Source organism: Halomonas sp. A40-4, from assembly GCF_015767635.1.
Classification (GTDB): Bacteria; Pseudomonadota; Gammaproteobacteria; order Pseudomonadales; family Halomonadaceae; genus Vreelandella; species Vreelandella janggokensis.
Map to the genome: position 1 here is coordinate 1,721,656 of NZ_CP065230.1, position 19,945 is coordinate 1,741,600.

The window sequence follows — 19,945 nt, forward strand, 5'->3', positions numbered from 1 at the left end:
GGGACCATGAGTGAACAACACAACGACCATCGCCTACGCGAAGGCTACGAGCGTTTGCTGGAACGGATGCAGGACGGCGCTGACGAGCTGACCTGGGAAAATCTGCAAAAGGACCTGGACGACGCCGTTGAGTTTGAAGCGGAGCTGGAAGAGTACACCAAGGACGAACTGGCTTTGCTGCGGGCCTGGGTAGAGCGTGACCTGAAAGACATGCGCCACTACATGTCGGATACCGGCAAGCAGGTGGCCAGCTGGTTGGGCATCGATATTGACCACCTTACCCGCCGCGTGGCGGAATCGCTGCTTTCGATTGCCGACCGCAGCATCGTCGAGCGTGAGCGCTTTGACGATGACCTGGAAGCCGCCCGCGCCGATTACTGCGAAGGCGAGATGGCCGCTCCCGGCCTGATGGCCTGCGTGCACTGCGATGCCCAGGTGATGCTTCACAGCGTCTCGCGGCTGGAGCCTTGCCACCAGTGCGGCCATCGCTACTTTTACCGTTTTCCCGGCAAAATCGTCGAGACCTGATACATCGCTAGCCGACGATCAAACTGACGCCTGCGATCGCCCCCAGCGAGAGCAGGCTCAGGACAGCCGCGTACAGCAGGTTGTTGGTCATCATCCGGTAGCCACTCACCCCGTAGCGGCCCTGAAGGGACAGGTTGATGCCCGACAGCGGCCCCACGCTGGTGCCCACCGCCCACGAGCTTAATGCCACAAAGGCAAACAGCGTTTGCTCACCGCCTTCCAGGTTGAGTATCGAGGCCAAAACCGACACGCCGATAATCGGGTGCAGCCCGGCCAGTGCGCTCAGCGAAATGGCGGCGAAGCTGATCATCGCCTGGGGTGTGCCAAAGTCGGCAAACAGGGTCCAGTCGCTACCCGCCGCGGCCGATACCAGGGTGGAAAGCCCCAGGGTCAATAACCCCGCCGCCAGGAACAGCGACACCTCGCCGCGCATGGCAGGCAAGCGGCTGAGGGTATGCTGGCGGACTCTCCGCAGGGTAAAACGCGGCCCCTCGCGCAGGTTGCTCAGCACGGCAACGGCTGGCAGCAGGAAGGTAATAATGCTGACAATGGTCAGCGACGGCGTCAGCCAGAAGTGAAACAGCATCACCAGCGCCGCCATGCCCACCGGCATCAGCAGGCTACGCGGTGCCAGCGAATAGCCATCCACCTCGCGCAGGTCAAATCGCCGTCTAAGCTCCAGCGTCGTGAACAACCCCGCCATCATCGCCAGGGGAAAGCCCGCCAGGGCAATGTGCGCGTACTCGACGTCGGGCACCAGCGAGATCACCAGGCCCATCGAGGCAAAAAACGGCGACCACAGCGCGGCGCTGGAAAGCCCACGGTTAAGTGCCAACAACTGCGGCATTGTCAGCGGCCCGCGCCTCGCCAGCTTGTCGCCAACCATCAGCACGGTGGAAAGATTCAAGATCGTGCCCAGGAAATGCACGCCCAACCAGGTGCGCAGCACGCCACCCGCACCGGTCACCCGACTCCCCGAGGCACCTTTGCTGCCTTGCTTGCCAATCAGCGTGATAAAACTGACACCCACCAGCATGGCCACCACGAACACATTACCCTGCAACATGGCAGGCCAATCAACCTCAACGCCATAAACAAACCGCGCCACCAACAGCATGCCCGCGCCGAGGCCAATCAACACCCCCGCCTGGATCCGCGAACGCCTGGGAATATCCCGCCACAGCAACAATACCGCCGCCCACAGCACATAGCTCACCGCCTGCGTGGTCGCCGCCCACCCGCTAAACCCCACTATTTGCACTACCAAACCAAGCAAAATCAGCACGCCCGCCAAGCGCTGCCGAGAAGTCGTCTCTTGCATCTCAATCCCTTACTGGTTGAGTTAGCAGGCTAATCGGGTTTGCAACGGAAGGCCAGCCCCGAACCGATCTGTAAGGGCCGCAAAATTTCTGGGCTCGGTAAAGGCACCCATAAAAATGCACAGAAATTCAACGCGCAACGTAACCCCCTAAAAGCACCCCACCAATGTAGGAGCTCGACTTGTCGGGCGATTGATAAGGCCACAACACCAGCCGTGTTCGTAGACGAGCATAAGCCCATCCCTACATCTAAAAAAATGCATATTACCAAGCACTATCTTCAGGCACGCCGCTGCAAGTAGCGCCCGGTAAATTTTTACGCGCGGCACGTGACCTAAGCCAAATTTATGAATAGAGTATGATTGAACAGAGCAAAAACGAGCGGGCACGCGAATTTTGGATATGCTGCCACTTCTTCTGTAAAGAATATATAAAACAGTAGTTTATAGGAAAGTGGGTGGACACATAACATCAATAAACGTGCCTGCGCGGTTATTGATGTTATGTGGCGGGCTATAGAAAAGGGCTGTTAGGATTTTCCATGAGTGAGTCATCTAGGAGGTGGGAGGATTTTCTCAATCCTAAGATCCTCAGAACCAAACTGATATCCGCTTCGATATATCTTGCGGCTTTCGAGATTCTCAAGGACTCAATCATTGAGCGGATTGAAACTTTCTTCACCGATGGTTTTGGGCCGCAGGGCCATATTCTCTCGCCAGAGTATGAAACCGAGGTTAAATACAGACATAAAAGCAAGGTCAGAGCGTCTCTCGAATGGCTGAAAGAGCACGAAGCAATAACTGCAGAGGACATTGAAGCATTTGACGAAATCCGTGAGTCTAGAAACGAAGTTGCTCACGAAATGCCCAACCTTCTTGGAGGAGAAAACTCTGTTAATTTTGCTCAGCAGTTCGAGCGGATGGTGGCTCTGCTAAGAAAAATTGAGGTTTGGTGGATTGTAAACTTCGAACTCGCTATCAACCCAGGCTTCCGAGATGCTGAGATCGATGAAGACGGAATTATTCCAGGGCCTCTCCTGACGTTGCAGCTAATGCTTGAGATCGCACTGGGCGACCCTGAAAAGGCATCCTACTACTATGACGAATTCCGAAAACGGTCCAACAAATCCTAACCAGGCCATCCACCGGATGCCAAAACCTACGCTTTGCTCCGGTTTTGTCACCGGTGATGGCGGGCGTTGGACCTAAGCAGGAAATTGTATGGATCACTTGCGCTTCGAAGAACTACGTAATTGCTATCTCCACCTAGACGCTAGCCTGAAGCGTAAGTCCTCTAGAAAAACACTCCTCAGACACTGGAGTAAATTTGTCAGATTGCGCGACGGAGGCGCATGCGTCTTATGTTCAGCAGCCGAACGCGTTGCGGCTCACCATATCTGTCGTAAAACATTCCTCGAAAGCGCCGAATTTGAAACAGGCAACGGTATCTCGCTATGTGGGCCGTGTCACAGTGAAGTCCATAGTGGATTTAACGGCCGGCCTGATATGTTTCAGCCGATGGACGCTCAAGGTGGTGAAAAAATTGAGATTATGGCGGGGCTGTACGGAGATCTTTTGGAACACGCGCTCAGGCATGGGCAGCTTTATGAAGAATTTTATTACTTGAGCGAAAAAACATTGGCAGTGTTTAAGCGGCTGCAAGGTTTCGAAGCTGCTTCAACAATCCAAGGGCCTCGACTTCAGCAAGCGTGCATTATCTGGCAGCAGAGTCCACTCCAAATCAGGAATGCGATACTGGAGGCTAACGGGTTTAAGCGAAGATCAGAACCGTTATTGCCGGGGGTAACAGTTCGTAACCATGTCGAGCTGTAGTATGCAACCCAACAAGTCGCTGCAGCTGACCGCCCAAAGTGCTGGCGCGCTTCGGGCGGCAACTGAGCTTCAGCGTTATGCTAGGGCGTTCGCTTTGACGTACGTACACAAAAGCGTACACTAGTGTAAAGTTGAATACGTAAGAGGTGCGTCATGACCGGAATCACAGCAACTGAGGCGCGCAGCAACCTTTATCGGTTGATTGACGAGACCGCCGAGTCCCACCAGCCAATCGTCATTATGGGTAAGCGGAACAAAGCGGTTTTGGTATCCGAGGAAGATTGGTCGGCCATTCAGGAGACACTTTACCTGCTCTCCGTACCGGGTATGCGTGAGTCTATTCGCGAGGGGATGGACACCGCCGTGAATGAATGTGATGAGGAGCTGGACTGGTGACATGGAAGTTGGTTTACACCCAGCAAGCCCAGAAAGATGCAAAGAAACTGGCCTCCAGCGGCCTCCAACCAAATGCCCAGGAATTGTTGGCGCTGATTTCAGAGGACCCTTACCGCAAGCCGCCTCCGTTCGAGAAACTCTTAGGGGATCTCGCGGGGGCCTGTTCGCGTCGAATCAATATTCAGCATCGTCTGGTCTACCAAGTATTGGAAGAGGAACGGGTGGTAAAAGTTCTGAGGCTCTGGAGCCACTACGAATAATTCATAACCAGCCGCTGTTGCCCGATGCCAGAGAGAGGAACAATGCTGGCGCTACGATTAATGAGATGCGCGAAGCCAGTGCGATCACTGAGGGCAATGCATGAACCCAAGCGCTTTTTCAGTCTACACTTTCAGTATTTGCCGCAGTCACCAAGGTTCAGCAACACTAGAGTCTGCCTGATACGTGGCAATAGACGGAGGAGCCTATGAGCGACAATCGCATCAGCGTGCAGTGCGTGGTGGACGATATTGCCCAACAGCCCGATGTCGATGCCGTGGTCAATGCGGCTAATGCGCAATTGAGAACCGGCGGTGGCGTCGCCGGGGCGCTTCACCGCGCTGCCGGGCCAGGCTTGGCGGAAGAGGGGCGGCCGATGGCGCCTATCGCCCCTGGCCAAGCGGTACTTACTGGCGGTCATGATCTGCCTAATTCTTGGGTGATTCATTGTCTGGGCCCGGTGTATGGCGTGGACAAGCCCGAGGATCAGCTGCTGGCAGACTGCTACCGTAATGCGCTGACACTTGCTGACGAGCACGGCATTGAGCGGCTGGCCTTTCCAGCGCTCTCCACCGGTGCCTTTGGCTACCCGGCGGAGCAGGCCGCACAGGTGTGCGCGACGACCCTTGAAGCCATCCTGCCCACCTTGCACAAAGTGCGCCTGATCCGCTTTGTATTATTTGATGAAGCGGCCCGTCAAACACTCCACGACGCATTGGCTCAACGCTTGACCGTTGATCCAGCGGGCTAGCAGCTGTGTTTATTCCCTCACATGAGGCACAGCGTGGGCATCAGAGTCGATGTAAGCACAACGGAAGGAGATCAAGATGGCATCTACCACACAGCGTCAGGGGGCCTGCCTGTGCGGTATGGTCAGCGTCACCGTGACCACCAACAGCCACCATGTCGGCGTTTGTCACTGCTCAATGTGTCGAAAGTGGGGTGGCGGCCCGATGTTTGCGGTCGAGTTTGCGGGTGATGTGGACTTCCAAGGCACAGAGCATATTTCCATCTTTAGTTCCTCAGAATGGGCCGAGCGTGGTTTCTGCCAGCAGTGTGGCACTCATCTCTTCTATCGCTTAAAGCAAGAGGGTCATTACGCGCTTCCCGTTGGGCTGCTTGATGGCTCGGATGATTGGCAAATAACCGAGCAAATATTCATCGACCAAAAGCCGCGCTACTATTCGTTGGCAGAAAAAACCAAGCAGCTGACCGGCGAAGAAGTGTTCGCCCAGTACGGTGGATAAAGGGCAATCGGCGGGCGCGTCTCCATGTAAGCGATGAGGCGGGTCATTTCTGAAGAGGGAAGCATCAATGTCAGAAAAAGGTCGGCACGATTATGCCGCTACCGTTGTCTGGACGGGGAATTCAGGCGAGGGTACCAAACATTACCGCGCCTTCTCGCGTGACCACGAGATAACGTGCGCCAGCAAACCGACAATCTTCGGATCGGCAGATCCCGCCTTCCTGGGCGACTCGTCCCGTTATAACCCGGAAGAGCTATTGTTAAGCTCACTCTCGGCATGCCATATGCTCTGGTACCTGCATCTGTGCGCCAACGCTGGCATTACGGTAACGGAGTACACAGACAACGCCACGGGTCGAATGATCGAGACGACCAATTGCAGTGGCTATTTCGAGGGCGTAACGCTGAAGCCACGCATCCGAATCGGGGCGGCTGACGACAGCGAACTGGCGACATCCCTGCACGATAAAGCACATTCGTTCTGCTTTATTGCCAATTCTGTCAATTTTGACGTTGGATGTGAGCCTGAGATTCTCACCGGGTAATCGACGTGCCTGACAAGTGCAAGCATTAGCGGTACATGACGAATAAGGATGTTGCGTGGTAGAGCATTATGAACACCAGTTCGTCAGCTTCATTAACGCTGAAATGGAGCAAGACCTGGCGCATGATTTGAATCATGTGTTTAGAGTCGTTAAAACCGCTAAATCGTTATGTGCAATAGAAGGGGCGAAACTTGAAGTGGTTTTGCCGGCCGCGTATTTACATGATTGCTTTTCATTCCCCAAGAATTACCCCGACAGGGCGCGGAGTTCTTTTATCGCCGCCGAAAAAGCGTTGGATTTTCTGGCGGCCATCGATTATCCGCCTGAGTATCACAGCGACATAGGGCATGCGATTGTCGCGCATAGTTTCAGTGCGAATGTATATCCTCAAACGATAGAAGCACAGATTGTACAAGACGCCGATAGGCTGGATGCGCTTGGGGCTATCGGGATTGCAAGGTGCCTTCAGGTGAGCACACGTTTAGGGGTGGGGCTGTATGACCCGGAGGACCCGTTCTGTGATGTTCGTGTGCCCAATGACCGTGCTAATACGGTTGATCACTTCTATACAAAGCTACTAAGAATTGCTGAAACCATGAACACGCAATCAGCCAGGGAAGAGGCGGAAAGGAGAACCGCCTTTATGAGACAGTACCTGGTTCAGTTAGGCGCTGAAATATAAAGGGAAGTACGTATTCGAAAGGCAAGGCATTCACGCCTGCTTTCAGAAGGTTGAGCCGTTCAAGACGGCCTCACCTAGCCATGCGAAGGAATACGTCTTCGATACATTGGAAGAACTTGAAGGCTGGCCGACGCTACTGCCCTTGCCAGGCCATCAAGGATCCGAAATACGTCAGTTTTAGGCATCAGGAGGTTAAATCACGTGCAGATCGAAGACGCTACCTGGCAGACATTGCGTGAAGAGGTGCGCGCTCTGGCAGGGTCAGAGCCGATCCTGGCTAGCTACCTGCATGCGACGGTGATCAACCATTGCGAGCTGGAGGATTCGCTGTCCTACCTGCTTGCGGGCAAACTTTCCTCCCCTGATCTCCCGGCCATGAGCCTCCGGGAGGTGATTTCTCAAGCTTTCGCTGATTCCTCTGATATCAGGAAGGCGATCCGCAATGACCTGGCGGCGGCCGCTGACCGTGACCCGGCGGCGCATGGCCTGGCGAATCCTTTTCTGAATCACAAGGGGTTTCACTCCTTGCAGGCGTATCGGGTGTCCCACTGGTTCTGGACGAAAGGGCGGCGGTCTCTGGCGCTCTATCTGCAAAGCAGGGTCTCCGAGGTGTTTGCTGTGGATATCAATCCTGCTGCCGTTCTGGGTGATGGCATATTCATCGACCATGGCAATGGCGTCGTCATCGGTGAGACGGCGGTGGTTGGCGACAACGTGTCCATGCTTCAGGGCGTAACGCTAGGTGGCACGGGGAAAGAAGAAGGGGATCGGCATCCCAAGGTTGAGAGTGGCGTCCTGCTGTCGGCGGGGGTCAAAGTGCTTGGCAATATCCGCATAGGCGCTGGCTCCAAGGTTGGAGCAGGCAGCGTGGTGCTTCAGGATGTGCCGCCGCGTACAACCGTCGTCGGCGTCCCGGCGCGAGTCGTCGGTAAGCCAGGCAACGAGCACCCGGCTATTTGCATGGATCAGCGCTGTGAACAAGCAGGCAATAGCTGACCCTGCCGCCGGGAAGATGCCTGAGGCGCTTCCCTGTTACCCAGTCAATCGATGGGGCCTGCAAAGGCGTTTAGTCAGAATACCAACAACAAAACTCATGGAGGATTACTAATGCGTACATTAATCACGGGCATCATGCTCTTGCTACTGTTGCCCAACCTTGCCTTTGCAGGGCAGCTTTGGGGGCCGACCGACGCCGGGATGACGGTAAAGGAGGTGTTGCACGCGGTGGATGGGGCCTACCGGGTAGAGGATGGTGGTCGCCTTGCCACCACGGCGATAGAAGAAGTGCGCAAGGATGATGTGGCGCTAGCCGGCGAGATATTCACTCAGCAGTTTTACTTCATGAACGGCCAACTTACCCAGGTCACCTTCAAGCTGGACGACGCGCGAGATTTCGAGACCAATCTGGGGCTGGTGGAGGCGCTGACGAACGACCTGCGCGAGCAATATGGGGAAGAAGCGGATGCCGAAACCACCCAGGCAGGTATCATGCAAAAAGCCAGCGTGACCTGGGTCGAGGGTAACCGCAAGGTGAGGATTTTTTTGATGTCGATGGGGCAGGACAGTTCGTTGCTGAAAGTGAACTACCAGGCCTATTTCGGCGATTAGGCGTGAGCTGATGGGTTGGCGCGCCAACCCTTTTCCCTGGCACCCAGGCCTGGCATTGCCGCGTGGATGCGCCTTGACGTCAATTATTCGCTTCTGCTTTCTTCCAGTGCCTCGATCATCATGCGCGCGGCGTTGGAGAGCGTGCGGTTGTTGTGAACCAGATAACCCAGCGGGCGGTGGAGCGGGGCGGTGGCAACCCTGAGCTCCACCAGATCGTGGTCGATCATCTTTTCGGGCAGCAGGCTCCAGCCGAGCCCGACGCTGCACATCATCTTGAGCGTTTCCAGGTAGTTGGTCGCCATGCTCACCGGCAGTTCAAGCCCCGCTTGTTCAAACCGTTGGGCGATCAGCGAGCCGGTAAAGGTTCTGGCCCCTGGCATCACGCAGTTGTGTTGGCACAGGTCGGCGAGTGACAGCACGCGTTGCTGGGCGGCGAGCGGGTGGTCGGTCGCGCAAACAAAGCACAGCCGGTCACGCCAGAGCTCCACGACATGCAGTTGCTCCACGGGGTGGGGCGCCAGGGTGACCACGCCCATTTCCAGCGAGCCATCGCGCACGCCCTGATAGGCAAATTCCGAATCAAGAAAGTGCAGGTCCAGCGCCACCGCCGGGTGGCGCTGGGTATACTGCTTTAATACCGGCGGCAAACGGTGCAGGCCAATATGATGGCTGGTCGCGAGCGTCAGCGGCCCACCCACCTGGCCGGACAGGTTGGCGAGCGCCCGGCGGCTGTCTTCTACCGTGAACAGAATTTGCCTGGCCTGGGGGAGAAGCACGCTACCCGCCTCGGTTAACGCGATGCGTCGGCCAATGCGGTCAAATAGCCGTGCGTCTACCTGAGATTCCAGGGTGGCAATGCGTTTGCTCACCGCCGGTTGGGTCAGGTGAAGATGTTCAGCCGCCCGGGAGAAACTTTGTGTGTCGGCTACGGCCAAAAAGGCTTGAAGGCTTTGGGTGTCCATCGCGTCGTGTATCCACTTGGCAAAGTGTCATGTATTCCAGTTTGGAATCTAAACTATGAATAACATGAATTGCTTTTATCTTCGAGCCGCGTGACACTCCTACCACACGTTAAAAAAGCAGCGCCAAAAAGCTGCCGCTATGAACTAGCAGGGCCTAGCCCGGGAGAAGCACATGTCAGGTCAAACGCTTTACGACAAATTGTGGAATCAGCATCTGGTCAAGCAGCGCGATGACGGCACCGCGTTGATCTATATCGACCGCCATATGCTCCACGAAGTGACCTCGCCCCAGGCCTTTGAAGGACTGCGTTTGGCGAACCGCAAGCCATGGCGCCTGGATACCAACCTTGCGACCACTGACCATAACGTGCCGACTACGCTGATCGAGCGTTCTCAGGGTAACAGCGGTATCAAAGACCCGGTGTCGTTGATCCAGGTTCAAACCCTCGACGATAACTGTGTCGAATACGGCATCACCGAGTTCGGCATCAACGACCCGCGCCAGGGCATCGTCCATGTGGTCGGGCCGGAGCAGGGCGCAACCCTGCCAGGCATGACCGTCGTCTGCGGCGATTCCCACACCGCCACCCATGGTGCTTTTGGTGCGCTGGCCCACGGCATCGGCACCTCGGAAGTCGAGCACGTACTGGCGACCCAGTGCCTGCTGACCCAGAAGATGAAGAATATGCAGGTGCGGGTTGAAGGCGAGCTGGGCCTGGGCGTGACCGCGAAAGACGTGGTGCTGGCGATTATCGGCAAGATTGGCACGGCGGGCGGTACCGGCTATGCCATCGAGTTTGCCGGTAGCGCCATCGAGTCGCTGTCCATGGAAGGCCGCATGACCGTGTGCAACATGGCCATTGAGGCGGGTGCGCGAGTCGGCATGATTGCCGTGGACGACACCACGATTGACTACATCGGCAACCGCCCCTACTCGCCGACCGGCGAGCAGTGGGAAGCCGCCGTGGCAGACTGGCGCAACCTGGTTTCCGACCCGGATGCCGTCTTCGACAACGTGGTGACCCTGAAAGCCGAAGACATCGAACCCCAGGTGAGCTGGGGCACCAGCCCTGAAATGGTCACCGGTATTTCTGGCCAGGTGCCCGACCCCAACGCCGCGCCGGATGAAACCGTGCAGCGCAGCCACACCCGTGCGCTTGAGTACATGGGCCTGCAGGCCAACCAGAAAATTACCGATATCAAGCTGGACAAGATTTTCATCGGCTCCTGCACCAATGCGCGCATTGAAGATCTGCGCGAAGCCGCCAAGGTGGCGAAGGGCAATAAAATCGCCGACTCCATCAAGCTTGCCATGGTGGTGCCCGGTTCCGGCTTGGTGAAGCGCCAGGCGGAAGAGGAAGGTCTGGACAAGATCTTCATCGAGGCGGGCTTTGAATGGCGCGAGCCGGGCTGCTCGATGTGCCTGGCGATGAACGCCGACAAACTGGGGGCGGGCGAGCACTGTGCCTCGACCTCCAACCGCAACTTTGAAGGGCGCCAGGGCTACGGCGGTCGCACTCACCTGGTGAGCCCCGCCATGGCAGCAGCGGCGGCGATTGCCGGCCACTTTGTCGATGTGCGCACATTGCCCGCGAACGATGCAACCCACGCTCAGGAGGCCTAAGTCATGAAAAAGTTTGAACGTTTTGAAGGCGTCGTTGCGCCTCTTGATCGCGCCAACGTGGACACCGATCTGATCATCCCGAAGCAGTTTTTGAAGTCGATCAAGCGGACCGGTTTCGGGGTCAATCTGTTTGACGAGCTACGCTACCTGGATGAAGGCGAGCCAGGGCAGGATTGCTCGCAGCGGCCGCTGAATCCCGATTTCGTGTTGAACAAGCCACGTTACCAGGGGGCCGAAATACTGCTGACGCGGCGTAATTTCGGTTGCGGCAGCTCCCGCGAGCATGCCCCCTGGGCGCTGGAAGACTTTGGCTTCAAGGTGGTGGTGGCGCCCAGCTTCGCCGATATTTTCTATAATAACGCCTTCAAAAACGGCATCCTGCTCATCACGCTCGACGAAGACACGATCGATCGCCTGTTCGATGAAGTGGAAGCGAAAGAAGGCTACCGCATGGACGTGGACCTGGAGAATCAGCGCGTGATTACCCATCGCGGCGAAATTCTTGAGTTCGAGGTCGATGAGTTCCGCAAGCACTGCCTGCTGGAAGGCCTGGATGATATTGGACTGACCTTGAAAGACGAAGACGCCATTCGACGCTTTGAGGAAAGCCACCGCCAGGAACGGCCTTGGTTGTTCCGCCAACCTGCGTAAGTCACCGCTTCAATAAATGCTAAGGACGTTGCATGACACATAAGGTTCTATTACTGCCGGGTGACGGTATCGGCCCTGAAATTGCTGCCCAGGCATCGCGCCTGCTGAAAGCCTGCCAGGACGCCGGGCTGGATATCGAGGTAGATGAAGCGCTGGTTGGCGGCGCCGCCTACGATGCCCACGGCGATCCATTGCCTGAGCAGACGCTGGATAAAGCCAAGGCCGCAAGCGCCATCCTGCTTGGAGCAGTGGGTGGCCCCAAGTGGGACAAGATCGAAGATCTATCCAAGCGGCCCGAAAAAGGCCTGCTGGGTCTGCGCAAAAACCTGGGGCTGTTCGGCAATCTGCGCCCGGCCATGCTGTACCCCCAGCTTGCCAGCGCCTCGAGCCTGAAACCTGAACTGGTGGCTGGGCTTGATATCATGATTGTCCGCGAGCTGACCGGCGGCATCTACTTCGGCCAGCCCCGCGGCATCGAAGAGCGCAACGGCGAGCGGGTAGGCTTTAATACCTACGTATATTCCGAAAGCGAGATCGAGCGTATCGGTCGCGTGGCCTTTGAAATGGCCCAGAAGCGTGGCAAGAAGCTTTGCTCGGTGGATAAAGCCAACGTGCTGGAAGTGACGATTCTGTGGCGTGAGGTCATGGAGCGGCTGGCACCGGAGTACCCGGACGTTGAGCTGTCGCACATGTACGTGGATAACGCCGCCATGCAGCTGGTGCGTGCGCCCAAGCAGTTTGACGTGGTGGTGACCGGCAACATGTTCGGCGATATTCTCTCCGACGCTGCTGCCATGCTAACGGGGTCCATTGGTATGTTGCCTTCTGCTTCGCTCAATGAAAGCGGGCAGGGCATGTACGAGCCCTGCCACGGCAGTGCACCGGACATTGCCGGTAAAAACATTGCCAACCCGCTGGCAATGATGCTCTCTGTGGCCATGATGCTGCGCTACTCGCTGAGCGAAAACGCCATGGCCGAGCGTATCGAAGCCGCCGTGGGCAGCGTGCTGGATGACGGCCTGCGCACCGCGGATATCGCTTCCGAAGGTATGCAGACCATCGGTACCGACGCCATGGGCGATGCGGTGCTGGCGGCGTTTGCCAAGCAGTGAAACCCTCGGTTTCGCGCTTATAAAACCACCATTAAGAATCGTGTATAATGCAAGTACTCATTCTTTGCAGGAGGACTTCATAATGTTGAAAGTCGGTTTCGTGGGATGGCGCGGCATGGTCGGCTCGGTGCTGATGCAGCGCATGCAGGAAGATGGTGATTTCAACGGCATCGAGCCGGTGTTCTTCACCACTTCCCAGGTTGGCCAGCCCGGCCCCGACATCGGTGTGGACGTTCCTCCGCTGAAAGACGCCTTTGATATCGAGGCGCTCAAGGCGCTGGATGTAGTGGTCACCTGTCAGGGCGGCGACTACACCAAGCCGGTTTACAAGGATCTGCGTAGTGCAGGCTGGCAAGGCTACTGGGTCGATGCGGCCAGCACGCTGCGCATGGAAGATGAAGCGACCATCGTGCTGGACCCGGTCAACCGTGGCGTGATCGACGCACAGCTGGCCAAGGGCGCCAAGACCTTCGTCGGCGGCAACTGCACCGTGAGCCTGATGCTGATGGGGCTTGGCGGTCTGTTTGAAGCCGATATGATCGATTGGATGACGTCCATGACCTATCAGGCCGCGTCTGGCTCGGGTGCCAAGCACATGCGCGAGCTGCTCAACCAGATGGGTACGCTGCACGATAGCGTCGGCGAAGAACTGAAAGACACCTCCAGCGCGATTCTGGATATCGATCGCAAAGTGACGGCGGCCATGCGTAGCGGCAACTTCCCCACCGAGAACTTCGGTGCGCCCTTGGCCGGTAGCCTGTTGCCGTGGATCGACAGCAAACTGGATAACGGCCAAAGCCGCGAAGAGTGGAAGGGTAGCGTTGAGACCAACAAGATTCTGGGTCTCGACAACAACCCGATCCCCATCGATGGCCTTTGCGTACGCATCGGTGCCATGCGCTCGCACAGCCAGGCGTTCACCATCAAGCTGAAGCAGGACGTGCCGCTGGACGAGATCGAAGACCGCATCGCCAAGCACAACGAGTGGGTCAAGCTGATTCCCAACGAGAAAGACGCCACCAACGAAGGCTTAACGCCTGCGGCGGCGACAGGCACGCTGCAAGTGCCGGTTGGCCGTCTGCGCAAGCTGCAAATGGGCGGTGAGTACCTCTCGGCCTTCAGCGTTGGTGACCAACTGCTTTGGGGCGCGGCTGAACCGCTCAAGCGGATGCTGATGATCCTGCGCGAGCAGTAAGTTTCCGCCGAGGCCAAAGACGCATCCTAAGCGGATGAAAAAGCCGCATCCCAAGCGGACGAAAACGGGGAGCGAATCAAACGCTTCCCGTTTTTTTATGCGCGCGGATTTTGTCCCAAAAAGACGGTACTATGGTAAAAACGCCACTGTGGTAAAAAAGCATGAAACTGCCGCACAATGAAGTGGCGAGTTATATAAAAAAGTTAAATTGGTAACAGGGGCATCCATGAAACAGCTAGGCGCGTTGGCCGTAGGGCTTTGGCTAAGCATGGTGGGGTCAATTGGCTGGGCGCTTGAGTTGGGGCCTGCCCAGGTTCAGTCCCGGTTAGAGGCCCCGTTGCAGGCCATGCTGCCGCTTGTGGATGGCGACGCGTATTCGACGTCAGCGATTGAGGTCAGCGTCGCCGGTCAGGATGCCTTTGCCGACGCGGGGGTTGAGTGGACACCGATGGCGGGGGGCGTCCAGGCCAGCATTCAGGAGCGCCAGGGGCAGCCCGTGGTGATGTTGACCAGTAACCAGCCCATTACGTCGCCTTGGCTGGACCTGCTGTTGACCGTGGCATCCCCCGATGGCCGGCAGTCCCAGGCCATTACGTTGCTGTTTGATCCTCCTGACTACAGCGCTGTCGATCAACCGGCGGCATCAGTAGCCCCTCAACCTGCCGCCGAGAACAATGCCCCCGCCGCGCCACAAAACCCTGAGGCCGCCCAGGGCGACGCGTACGTACGCAGCGGCGATACGCTATGGAGCGTTGCGGCGCGCACCAAGCCCGCACAGGCCAGCGTCCAGCAGATGATGCTGGCATTGCTTGAAGCTAACCCCAGCGCCTTTCCCTCGGGTAATATCCACGAAATGCGTGCCGCCCAGCGGCTGACGTTGCCCGATGATTCGCGGGTGATGGCGCGTTCGGCGGATCAGGCCGCCGAAACCATCCGGGCAATGAACGCGGCCTGGCAGCGCCGCGACGAAAATGGCCCGGCGCCGGTGGCGATGCCCGAGGTCGATGCAGATAACGCCACGACCGCTGACGCCGGTCCAGCCGCAAGCGAGCCTGCGCAAGAGGTTCAGGCAGCCTCGCAGCAAGCCCCCTCCGTCGAGGCGACTGCCCTCAGTACGGCGCGAGTGCTAGCCAATGCGGCGACGAATGCGACATCACCGTCCGCCTCGTCATCACCGGCGCCTTCCGGTGAAGCTGAGCCCAGCCCGCGGTTCCAGCAGGCGCTTGAGGATATGCGCGAGGAAATCTCAGCGCTTCGCGACGAGGTGGATCGGCTGAATCAAACCCTGGCAGCGCAGCAAGCGGTGCCCACGCCGTCGTCGCCGGGAACCGAACGGCCGTCTTTCATGGAACGCGTCAGCGACTATCAGAGGTGGCTGCTGCTGCTCGCGCTGGTTCTACTGGTGGTATTGTGGGTGGCGATGCGTCGCCGTCGCCAGCAGTGGGAAGCGCCGCCGACCATGGCGACGGCGGGCGCAAAGGCCCCCCAACAGCCTGCACCATCGACCGCTGGCAAGCCTCGCGTGTCTCCCTCGGTAGCACCGGCAGCATCTTATGACGATGCACCAGCGGTGACGCCAGAAGCGATGGATCCACCCGCGGCAAGCGAGGCGGCGAGCCAGGCGCCAACCAACCCTACCGACGGGGAATATACCAAGGACGAGACACCCTTTGATCGCTCGGCCATGGCCCGTACCCAGGCGGCCGGGCTGATCGAGATGGGGGGCGAGCGGCGTTTGGCGTTAAAGGTCACCTCTGGCGGGCATAAGCCATCGTTATGGCTGGCGCCCCCCGCCGATCCTGAGGCTGTGTCGGCCATGCTTTCGTCAATGGGTGCCAGCAAGGTGGACAACGAGCCGATGTCTGAACCCAGCCAGTCGACAACGGTCCCGGACGATGAGGGGGCATGGATTATCGATTATGAGCCGCCTACGCTGGCTTCGGAAAGCGCGGCCCGGGAAGAAACGCCCATGCAGCCCACCGTGGATTTTGAAGGCAAGCCAGCGGCGCCATCGACGGCGCCTGCGTCTGCCGCTACTCGGGAGCCAGCGCAAGAGCAAGAGCAGGAGTGGGAGATTGAAGAGGTGGCATTTGCGCCCACTCCTCGCGATAATAGCGCGCCTTCCTCCCCCGGCAATGTTGATAAGAGGCGATGACGCTGTTTTACCATTTTGATGAGACACAACCGTTAACCGGCCGCCTGGCGATGGGCATCGAATACGATGGCACGCGCTTTTGCGGTTTTCAGCGACTCAAGCACGCCGCCTCGGTGCAGGCATCGGTGGAAGATGCGCTGAGCAAAGTGGCCGGTGCGCCGGTGCAGATCCATGCCAGCGGGCGCACCGACTCAGGCGTGCATGCCACCCGTCAGATCATCCACCTGGACCCACCTGCCCAGCGCTCGGAAAAGGCCTGGGTGTTTGGTGCGAATACCTACCTGCCGCGTGATGTGTCGGTTCGCTGGGTCAAGCCGGTATCCGACGATTTTCACTCGCGGCTGGGTGCGCTGGGGCGCCGTTACCGTTACCTGTTGCTGAATCAGATAAGTCGCCCGGTACTGGAACGACACAACGTCACCTGGTGCCGCGATCCCCTGGATGCCGACGCCATGCACAGAGCCGCGCAGGCGCTGGTGGGGGAGCATGATTTCTCGAGTTTCCGCGCGGCGGGCTGTCAGTCGAAAACGCCGTGGCGACAAATGCACTTTATCGACGTCAAACGGTTTGGCCCGCTGGTCATGATCGATATCCAGGGCAATGCCTTCCTGCACCACATGATTCGCAACATTGCCGGTGCCCTGGCAAGCGTGGGTCGCGGCGCCCAGGACGAGGACTATATCGAACGGCTTCTGGCGCTCAAGAACCGCAAGATGGGCGATGTCACCGCGCCGGCCTGTGGGCTGCACTTTGTCGACTCGATCTATGACGAGCGGTTTGCGTTGCCCAAAGAGCCGCTGGGGCCAAACCTGCTGGCCTTTTCCGGCGAATGGACCGGCGAGCGCGAACTCCCCGAGACCCCGCGCGTGGCGGCACGGCGAAAGCTGACCTTTGCCAAGAAGCCCCAGGAGACACCGTGATTAATACTGAGTCCATGCAACGCACACGCATCAAGTTCTGCGGCTTTACCCGCCAGGCCGATATCGATACGGCGGTGGCGCTAGGCGTGGATGCCCTGGGCTTTGTGATGTGGCCGAAGAGTTCGCGCAGCGTCGATATTGAGCAGTTGGCAGGGCTGGCAGCGAAGGTCCCGGCGTTTGTCAGCCGTGTGGGGCTATTTGTCGACCCGTCTGCCGAGTGGGTCGAGGCATGTCTGCCGCACCTGGACCTGCTGCAATTTCATGGTGATGAAACGCCCGAATTCTGTGCCGGCTTTGACCGCCCCTGGATCAAGGCGCTGCGCATGCGCGACACGATCGATCTAGCCTTTGAAGCAGAGCGTTATGCCCGGTCACAAGCCTTGTTGCTTGACGCTTACCGACCTGGTACGCCCGGCGGCACCGGTGAGTCGTTTGATTGGTCGAGAATCCCCGCAACGCTGGCAAAACCTGTTATCCTCGCAGGGGGATTGACGCCGGAAAATGTCTCGCAGGCCGTCCACCAGGTGAGGCCTTACGCGGTGGATGTTTCCGGCGGCATCGAAGCCTCGCGCGGCTGTAAAGATGCTTCCAGGATGGCGTCTTTTGTCCGTCAAGTGGCGTTGGCTGACGCCCGTTAAGTTCCTGGGTCCGCCCGGTTTTTCCCGGGCTGCGTTTTAAAGTGAATTCATTTATTGTTTGCCTGTTCTGGCGATCTTGTGAGGTATCCCTGTGACAGTCTTAGCAACTGGTGCTTCTGAAAGCGTTTCAAAGACACGTTTCAGTGAGTTGACTCAAATGCCGGATGCCCGTGGCCATTTTGGCCCCTACGGCGGCCGGTTCGTGTCGGAAACCCTGAGCTTTGCCCTGGAGGAGTTGGAGCAGACCTACTTGAGTCTGCGTGACGACCCCGACTTTCAGGCTGAGTTTGACCGTGATCTTGCCCACTTCGTGGGGCGGCCATCGCCGTTGTATCACGCTGAACGGTGGTCACAGGCCCTCGGTGGGGCGCAAATCTGGCTCAAGCGCGAAGACCTTAATCACACCGGCGCTCACAAGGTGAATAACACCATTGGTCAGGCGCTGCTCGCCAAAAAGACCGGCAAACCCCGTGTCATTGCCGAAACCGGTGCGGGCCAGCACGGCGTGGCAACCGCCACGGTGGCGGCGCGTCTGGGGCTTGAGTGCGATGTTTACATGGGGGCTGCAGATGTCGAGCGCCAGAAACTGAACGTCTATCGCATGCGTTTGCTGGGTGCTCGGGTGATTCCGGTCGAGTCGGGTACCCGTACCCTGAAAGACGCCATGAACGAAGCGCTGCGCGACTGGGTCACCAACGTCGATAACACCTTTTATATTATCGGTACCGTGGCAGGGCCGCACCCGTATCCCCAACTGGTGCGTGATTTCAACGCCGTGGTGGGGCGTGAGGCACGCCGCCAGTCACTTGAGCAGATTGGCCGCCTGCCTGATGCGCTGGTTGCCTGCGTGGGCGGTGGCTCCAACGCCATTGGCCTGTTCTATCCCTTCGTGGAAGACGACGATGTGGCCATGTATGGCGTTGAAGCCGGTGGTGACGGGGTGGAAACGGGGCGTCACGCGGCGCCGCTGTCTTCCAACGCACCGCGCGGTGTGCTGCACGGTAACCGTACCTACCTGATGTCGGATGAGGCAGGGCAGGTGTCGGATACCCACTCGATTTCTGCCGGACTGGATTATCCGGGCGTGGGCCCCGAACATGCCCTCTGGAAAGACGTCGGTCGGGTAAATTACGTGGCCGCCAACGACAATGACGTGCTTGAGGCGTTTCGCGAACTCACGCACATGGAAGGCATCATGCCTGCCCTCGAAACGGCCCACGCGCTGGCTTACGCCAAGGTACTGGCGCCCACCATGCGCCCTGATCAGCATATCGTGATTAACCTGTCGGGCCGTGGTGACAAAGACATTATGACAGTGGCCAAGATTGACGGAATCGACATTTAGGGCCAGCAGCTTCCAGGGTCACAAGTTCTAAGGTCACAAGTATCTAAGGTCATAAGTTTCTAAGGGCAAGCATGAACCGTATTGATCAGCGTTTCAGTGAACTAAAACAGCAGGGCCGCAAGGCCCTGATTCCCTTCATTACCGCCGGAGACCCCGCACCTCGGTACACCGTTGGCTTTATGCATGCCCTGGTGGAAGCCGGTGCGGATATCATCGAGTTGGGCGTACCCTTCTCAGATCCCATGGCAGACGGCCCAGTCATCCAGAAGGCCTGCGAGCGCGCGCTCAAGCAGGGCACCCGGCTGGTCGACCTGCTCGACATGGTCGCCGAGTTCCGCGAGACCGATACCACTACGCCTGTGGTGTTGATGGGCTATCTCAACCCCATTGAGCGCATCGGTTACGACACCTTTGCCGATAAGGCAGCCGAGGTCGGGGTAGATGGTGTATTGACCGTGGATATGCCCCCGGAAGAAGCGGACGTGTTTGGCCCGCTTCTGAAAGCGCGCGACCTGGCGGCGATTTTTCTCGTTGCACCTACCACTTCCCACGCCCGGGCCGCTACAATATGCGCCCACGGCGAAGGGTACCTGTACTATGTGTCACTCAAGGGGGTGACCGGTGCCGCGACACTCAATGCCGACGACGTGGCAGAGCACCTGACGCCGTTACGCGGCATGACCGACCTGCCGCTGTGTGTGGGTTTCGGTATTCGTGACGGTGCAACCGCCGCGGAAGTCGCCAAGGTGGCTGACGGTGTGATTGTGGGGAGCGCCTTGGTCAACCGCATCGCCGAGAGTGTCGATGCGCCGGATACCATTGCCGCCCAGTTAAAGCAGGTGCTTGGCGAGATGCGTTCGGCCATGGATGCCTGATAAGTTATTTCATCGTCTACACTAACTGAACATTAGTTTGACCCCATTCATCAA

22 protein-coding genes are annotated in these 19,945 nt (G+C 58.1%); 20 read left to right on the forward strand and 2 right to left on the reverse strand.

Translation table 11 applies throughout. The features are described 5' to 3' along the window. The first annotated feature begins 6 nt into the window (after nucleotides 1-6). Nucleotides 7-528: a zinc ribbon-containing protein gene (locus tag IT895_RS08065; protein ID WP_199285222.1), complete on the forward strand. Its 522-nt coding sequence runs from the start codon at nucleotides 7-9 to the stop codon at nucleotides 526-528. A 7-nt stretch (nucleotides 529-535) separates the two neighbouring features. Here the strand turns inward: IT895_RS08065 and IT895_RS08070 are convergent, their stop codons facing one another. Next, nucleotides 536-1,849 carry a hypothetical protein gene (locus IT895_RS08070; RefSeq protein ID WP_199285223.1) on the reverse strand — a complete coding sequence of 438 codons (1,314 nt, stop codon included), beginning with the start codon at nucleotides 1,847-1,849 and terminating at the stop codon, nucleotides 536-538. 539 nt (nucleotides 1,850-2,388) lie between these two features. On the opposite strand from IT895_RS08070, the gene IT895_RS08075 reads away from it, so the two are divergent. From IT895_RS08075 to IT895_RS08120, 10 genes are all read left to right on the forward strand, one after another. Beyond that, complete coding sequence (locus IT895_RS08075) at nucleotides 2,389-2,979, forward strand: hypothetical protein (RefSeq protein WP_199285224.1); 591 nt, start codon at nucleotides 2,389-2,391, stop codon at nucleotides 2,977-2,979. Between the two features lie 88 nt (nucleotides 2,980-3,067). Continuing rightward, nucleotides 3,068-3,679 carry a hypothetical protein gene (locus tag IT895_RS08080; RefSeq protein WP_199285225.1) on the forward strand — a complete coding sequence of 204 codons (612 nt, stop codon included), beginning with the start codon at nucleotides 3,068-3,070 and terminating at the stop codon, nucleotides 3,677-3,679. A 153-nt stretch (nucleotides 3,680-3,832) separates the two neighbouring features. Next, nucleotides 3,833-4,075, forward strand: a complete 243-nt coding sequence (locus IT895_RS08085; RefSeq protein ID WP_199285226.1) for a type II toxin-antitoxin system Phd/YefM family antitoxin — start codon at nucleotides 3,833-3,835, stop codon at nucleotides 4,073-4,075. Next, nucleotides 4,072-4,335 carry a Txe/YoeB family addiction module toxin gene (locus tag IT895_RS08090; RefSeq protein ID WP_199285227.1) on the forward strand — a complete coding sequence of 88 codons (264 nt, stop codon included), beginning with the start codon at nucleotides 4,072-4,074 and terminating at the stop codon, nucleotides 4,333-4,335. Before IT895_RS08085 ends, IT895_RS08090 begins: the two co-directional genes overlap by 4 nt. A 206-nt stretch (nucleotides 4,336-4,541) precedes the next feature. Next, nucleotides 4,542-5,084, forward strand: a complete 543-nt coding sequence (locus tag IT895_RS08095; RefSeq protein ID WP_199285228.1) for a macro domain-containing protein — start codon at nucleotides 4,542-4,544, stop codon at nucleotides 5,082-5,084. A gap of 76 nt (nucleotides 5,085-5,160) precedes the next feature. After that, nucleotides 5,161-5,580 carry a GFA family protein gene (locus tag IT895_RS08100; RefSeq protein ID WP_199285229.1) on the forward strand — a complete coding sequence of 140 codons (420 nt, stop codon included), beginning with the start codon at nucleotides 5,161-5,163 and terminating at the stop codon, nucleotides 5,578-5,580. 67 nt (nucleotides 5,581-5,647) lie between these two features. Continuing rightward, a complete protein-coding gene (locus IT895_RS08105) occupies nucleotides 5,648-6,124 on the forward strand; it encodes an OsmC family protein (protein ID WP_199285230.1) in 477 nt (158 codons plus the stop codon). A 55-nt stretch (nucleotides 6,125-6,179) separates the two neighbouring features. Continuing rightward, nucleotides 6,180-6,806 carry an HD domain-containing protein gene (locus IT895_RS08110; protein WP_233337400.1) on the forward strand — a complete coding sequence of 209 codons (627 nt, stop codon included), beginning with the start codon at nucleotides 6,180-6,182 and terminating at the stop codon, nucleotides 6,804-6,806. A gap of 201 nt (nucleotides 6,807-7,007) precedes the next feature. Continuing rightward, entirely contained in the window at nucleotides 7,008-7,802 is a 795-nt protein-coding gene (gene cysE, locus IT895_RS08115; RefSeq protein ID WP_199285231.1) for a serine O-acetyltransferase, read from the forward strand. Between the two features lie 111 nt (nucleotides 7,803-7,913). After that, a complete protein-coding gene (locus tag IT895_RS08120) occupies nucleotides 7,914-8,414 on the forward strand; it encodes a hypothetical protein (RefSeq protein ID WP_199285232.1) in 501 nt (166 codons plus the stop codon). Between the two features lie 83 nt (nucleotides 8,415-8,497). Here the strand turns inward: IT895_RS08120 and IT895_RS08125 are convergent, their stop codons facing one another. Continuing rightward, the gene (locus tag IT895_RS08125; protein WP_199285233.1) at nucleotides 8,498-9,376 is read right to left on the reverse strand and encodes a LysR family transcriptional regulator; all 879 of its coding nucleotides are present in this window, start codon (nucleotides 9,374-9,376) and stop codon (nucleotides 8,498-8,500) included. 172 nt (nucleotides 9,377-9,548) lie between these two features. On the opposite strand from IT895_RS08125, the gene leuC reads away from it, so the two are divergent. The 9 genes from leuC (at nucleotide 9,549) to trpA (ending at nucleotide 19,891) form a co-directional block, all read left to right on the forward strand. Continuing rightward, a complete protein-coding gene (gene leuC, locus IT895_RS08130) occupies nucleotides 9,549-11,000 on the forward strand; it encodes a 3-isopropylmalate dehydratase large subunit (RefSeq protein WP_085919311.1) in 1,452 nt (483 codons plus the stop codon). Between the two features lie 3 nt (nucleotides 11,001-11,003). Continuing rightward, nucleotides 11,004-11,651: a 3-isopropylmalate dehydratase small subunit gene (gene leuD, locus IT895_RS08135; protein WP_199285234.1), complete on the forward strand. Its 648-nt coding sequence runs from the start codon at nucleotides 11,004-11,006 to the stop codon at nucleotides 11,649-11,651. 32 nt (nucleotides 11,652-11,683) lie between these two features. Further along, a complete protein-coding gene (gene leuB / locus IT895_RS08140; RefSeq protein WP_199285235.1) occupies nucleotides 11,684-12,763 on the forward strand; it encodes a 3-isopropylmalate dehydrogenase in 1,080 nt (359 codons plus the stop codon). An 82-nt stretch (nucleotides 12,764-12,845) separates the two neighbouring features. Beyond that, nucleotides 12,846-13,958 (forward strand): aspartate-semialdehyde dehydrogenase, encoded by a 1,113-nt coding sequence (gene asd / locus IT895_RS08145; RefSeq protein ID WP_199285236.1) that lies wholly within the window; start codon nucleotides 12,846-12,848, stop codon nucleotides 13,956-13,958. A 226-nt stretch (nucleotides 13,959-14,184) separates the two neighbouring features. Then, nucleotides 14,185-16,113 (forward strand): FimV/HubP family polar landmark protein, encoded by a 1,929-nt coding sequence (locus tag IT895_RS08150; RefSeq protein ID WP_199285237.1) that lies wholly within the window; start codon nucleotides 14,185-14,187, stop codon nucleotides 16,111-16,113. Then, on the forward strand, nucleotides 16,110-17,033 hold the full coding sequence (truA, locus tag IT895_RS08155; RefSeq protein WP_199285238.1) for a tRNA pseudouridine(38-40) synthase TruA: 924 nt from the start codon (nucleotides 16,110-16,112) through the stop codon (nucleotides 17,031-17,033). The genes IT895_RS08150 and truA overlap by 4 nt, the downstream gene beginning before the upstream one ends. Before the next feature lie 14 nt (nucleotides 17,034-17,047). Continuing rightward, nucleotides 17,048-17,671: a phosphoribosylanthranilate isomerase gene (locus IT895_RS08160; protein WP_199285439.1), complete on the forward strand. Its 624-nt coding sequence runs from the start codon at nucleotides 17,048-17,050 to the stop codon at nucleotides 17,669-17,671. Nucleotides 17,672-17,828: 157 nt separating this feature from the next. Continuing rightward, on the forward strand, nucleotides 17,829-19,016 hold the full coding sequence (gene trpB, locus IT895_RS08165) for a tryptophan synthase subunit beta (protein ID WP_199285239.1): 1,188 nt from the start codon (nucleotides 17,829-17,831) through the stop codon (nucleotides 19,014-19,016). 71 nt (nucleotides 19,017-19,087) lie between these two features. Next, entirely contained in the window at nucleotides 19,088-19,891 is an 804-nt protein-coding gene (gene trpA / locus IT895_RS08170; RefSeq protein ID WP_199285240.1) for a tryptophan synthase subunit alpha, read from the forward strand. Nucleotides 19,892-19,945 lie beyond the last annotated feature (54 nt).

Excerpts from the sequence above, each read along its gene's own strand:
- IT895_RS08065 (WP_199285222.1), top strand. The coding sequence starts at position 7 with ATGAGTGAACAACACAACGACCATCGCCTACGCGAAGGCTACGAGCGT.
- IT895_RS08070 (WP_199285223.1), bottom strand. The coding sequence starts at position 1,849 with ATGCAAGAGACGACTTCTCGGCAGCGCTTGGCGGGCGTGCTGATTTTG.
- IT895_RS08075 (WP_199285224.1), top strand. The coding sequence starts at position 2,389 with ATGAGTGAGTCATCTAGGAGGTGGGAGGATTTTCTCAATCCTAAGATC.
- IT895_RS08080 (WP_199285225.1), top strand. The coding sequence starts at position 3,068 with ATGGATCACTTGCGCTTCGAAGAACTACGTAATTGCTATCTCCACCTA.
- IT895_RS08085 (WP_199285226.1), top strand. The coding sequence starts at position 3,833 with ATGACCGGAATCACAGCAACTGAGGCGCGCAGCAACCTTTATCGGTTG.
- IT895_RS08095 (WP_199285228.1), top strand. The coding sequence starts at position 4,542 with ATGAGCGACAATCGCATCAGCGTGCAGTGCGTGGTGGACGATATTGCC.
- IT895_RS08100 (WP_199285229.1), top strand. The coding sequence starts at position 5,161 with ATGGCATCTACCACACAGCGTCAGGGGGCCTGCCTGTGCGGTATGGTC.
- IT895_RS08105 (WP_199285230.1), top strand. The coding sequence starts at position 5,648 with ATGTCAGAAAAAGGTCGGCACGATTATGCCGCTACCGTTGTCTGGACG.
- IT895_RS08120 (WP_199285232.1), top strand. The coding sequence starts at position 7,914 with ATGCGTACATTAATCACGGGCATCATGCTCTTGCTACTGTTGCCCAAC.
- IT895_RS08125 (WP_199285233.1), bottom strand. The coding sequence starts at position 9,376 with ATGGACACCCAAAGCCTTCAAGCCTTTTTGGCCGTAGCCGACACACAA.
- leuC (WP_085919311.1), top strand. The coding sequence starts at position 9,549 with ATGTCAGGTCAAACGCTTTACGACAAATTGTGGAATCAGCATCTGGTC.
- leuD (WP_199285234.1), top strand. The coding sequence starts at position 11,004 with ATGAAAAAGTTTGAACGTTTTGAAGGCGTCGTTGCGCCTCTTGATCGC.
- leuB (WP_199285235.1), top strand. The coding sequence starts at position 11,684 with ATGACACATAAGGTTCTATTACTGCCGGGTGACGGTATCGGCCCTGAA.
- asd (WP_199285236.1), top strand. The coding sequence starts at position 12,846 with ATGTTGAAAGTCGGTTTCGTGGGATGGCGCGGCATGGTCGGCTCGGTG.
- IT895_RS08150 (WP_199285237.1), top strand. The coding sequence starts at position 14,185 with ATGAAACAGCTAGGCGCGTTGGCCGTAGGGCTTTGGCTAAGCATGGTG.
- truA (WP_199285238.1), top strand. The coding sequence starts at position 16,110 with ATGACGCTGTTTTACCATTTTGATGAGACACAACCGTTAACCGGCCGC.
- IT895_RS08160 (WP_199285439.1), top strand. The coding sequence starts at position 17,048 with ATGCAACGCACACGCATCAAGTTCTGCGGCTTTACCCGCCAGGCCGAT.
- trpB (WP_199285239.1), top strand. The coding sequence starts at position 17,829 with ATGCCGGATGCCCGTGGCCATTTTGGCCCCTACGGCGGCCGGTTCGTG.
- trpA (WP_199285240.1), top strand. The coding sequence starts at position 19,088 with ATGAACCGTATTGATCAGCGTTTCAGTGAACTAAAACAGCAGGGCCGC.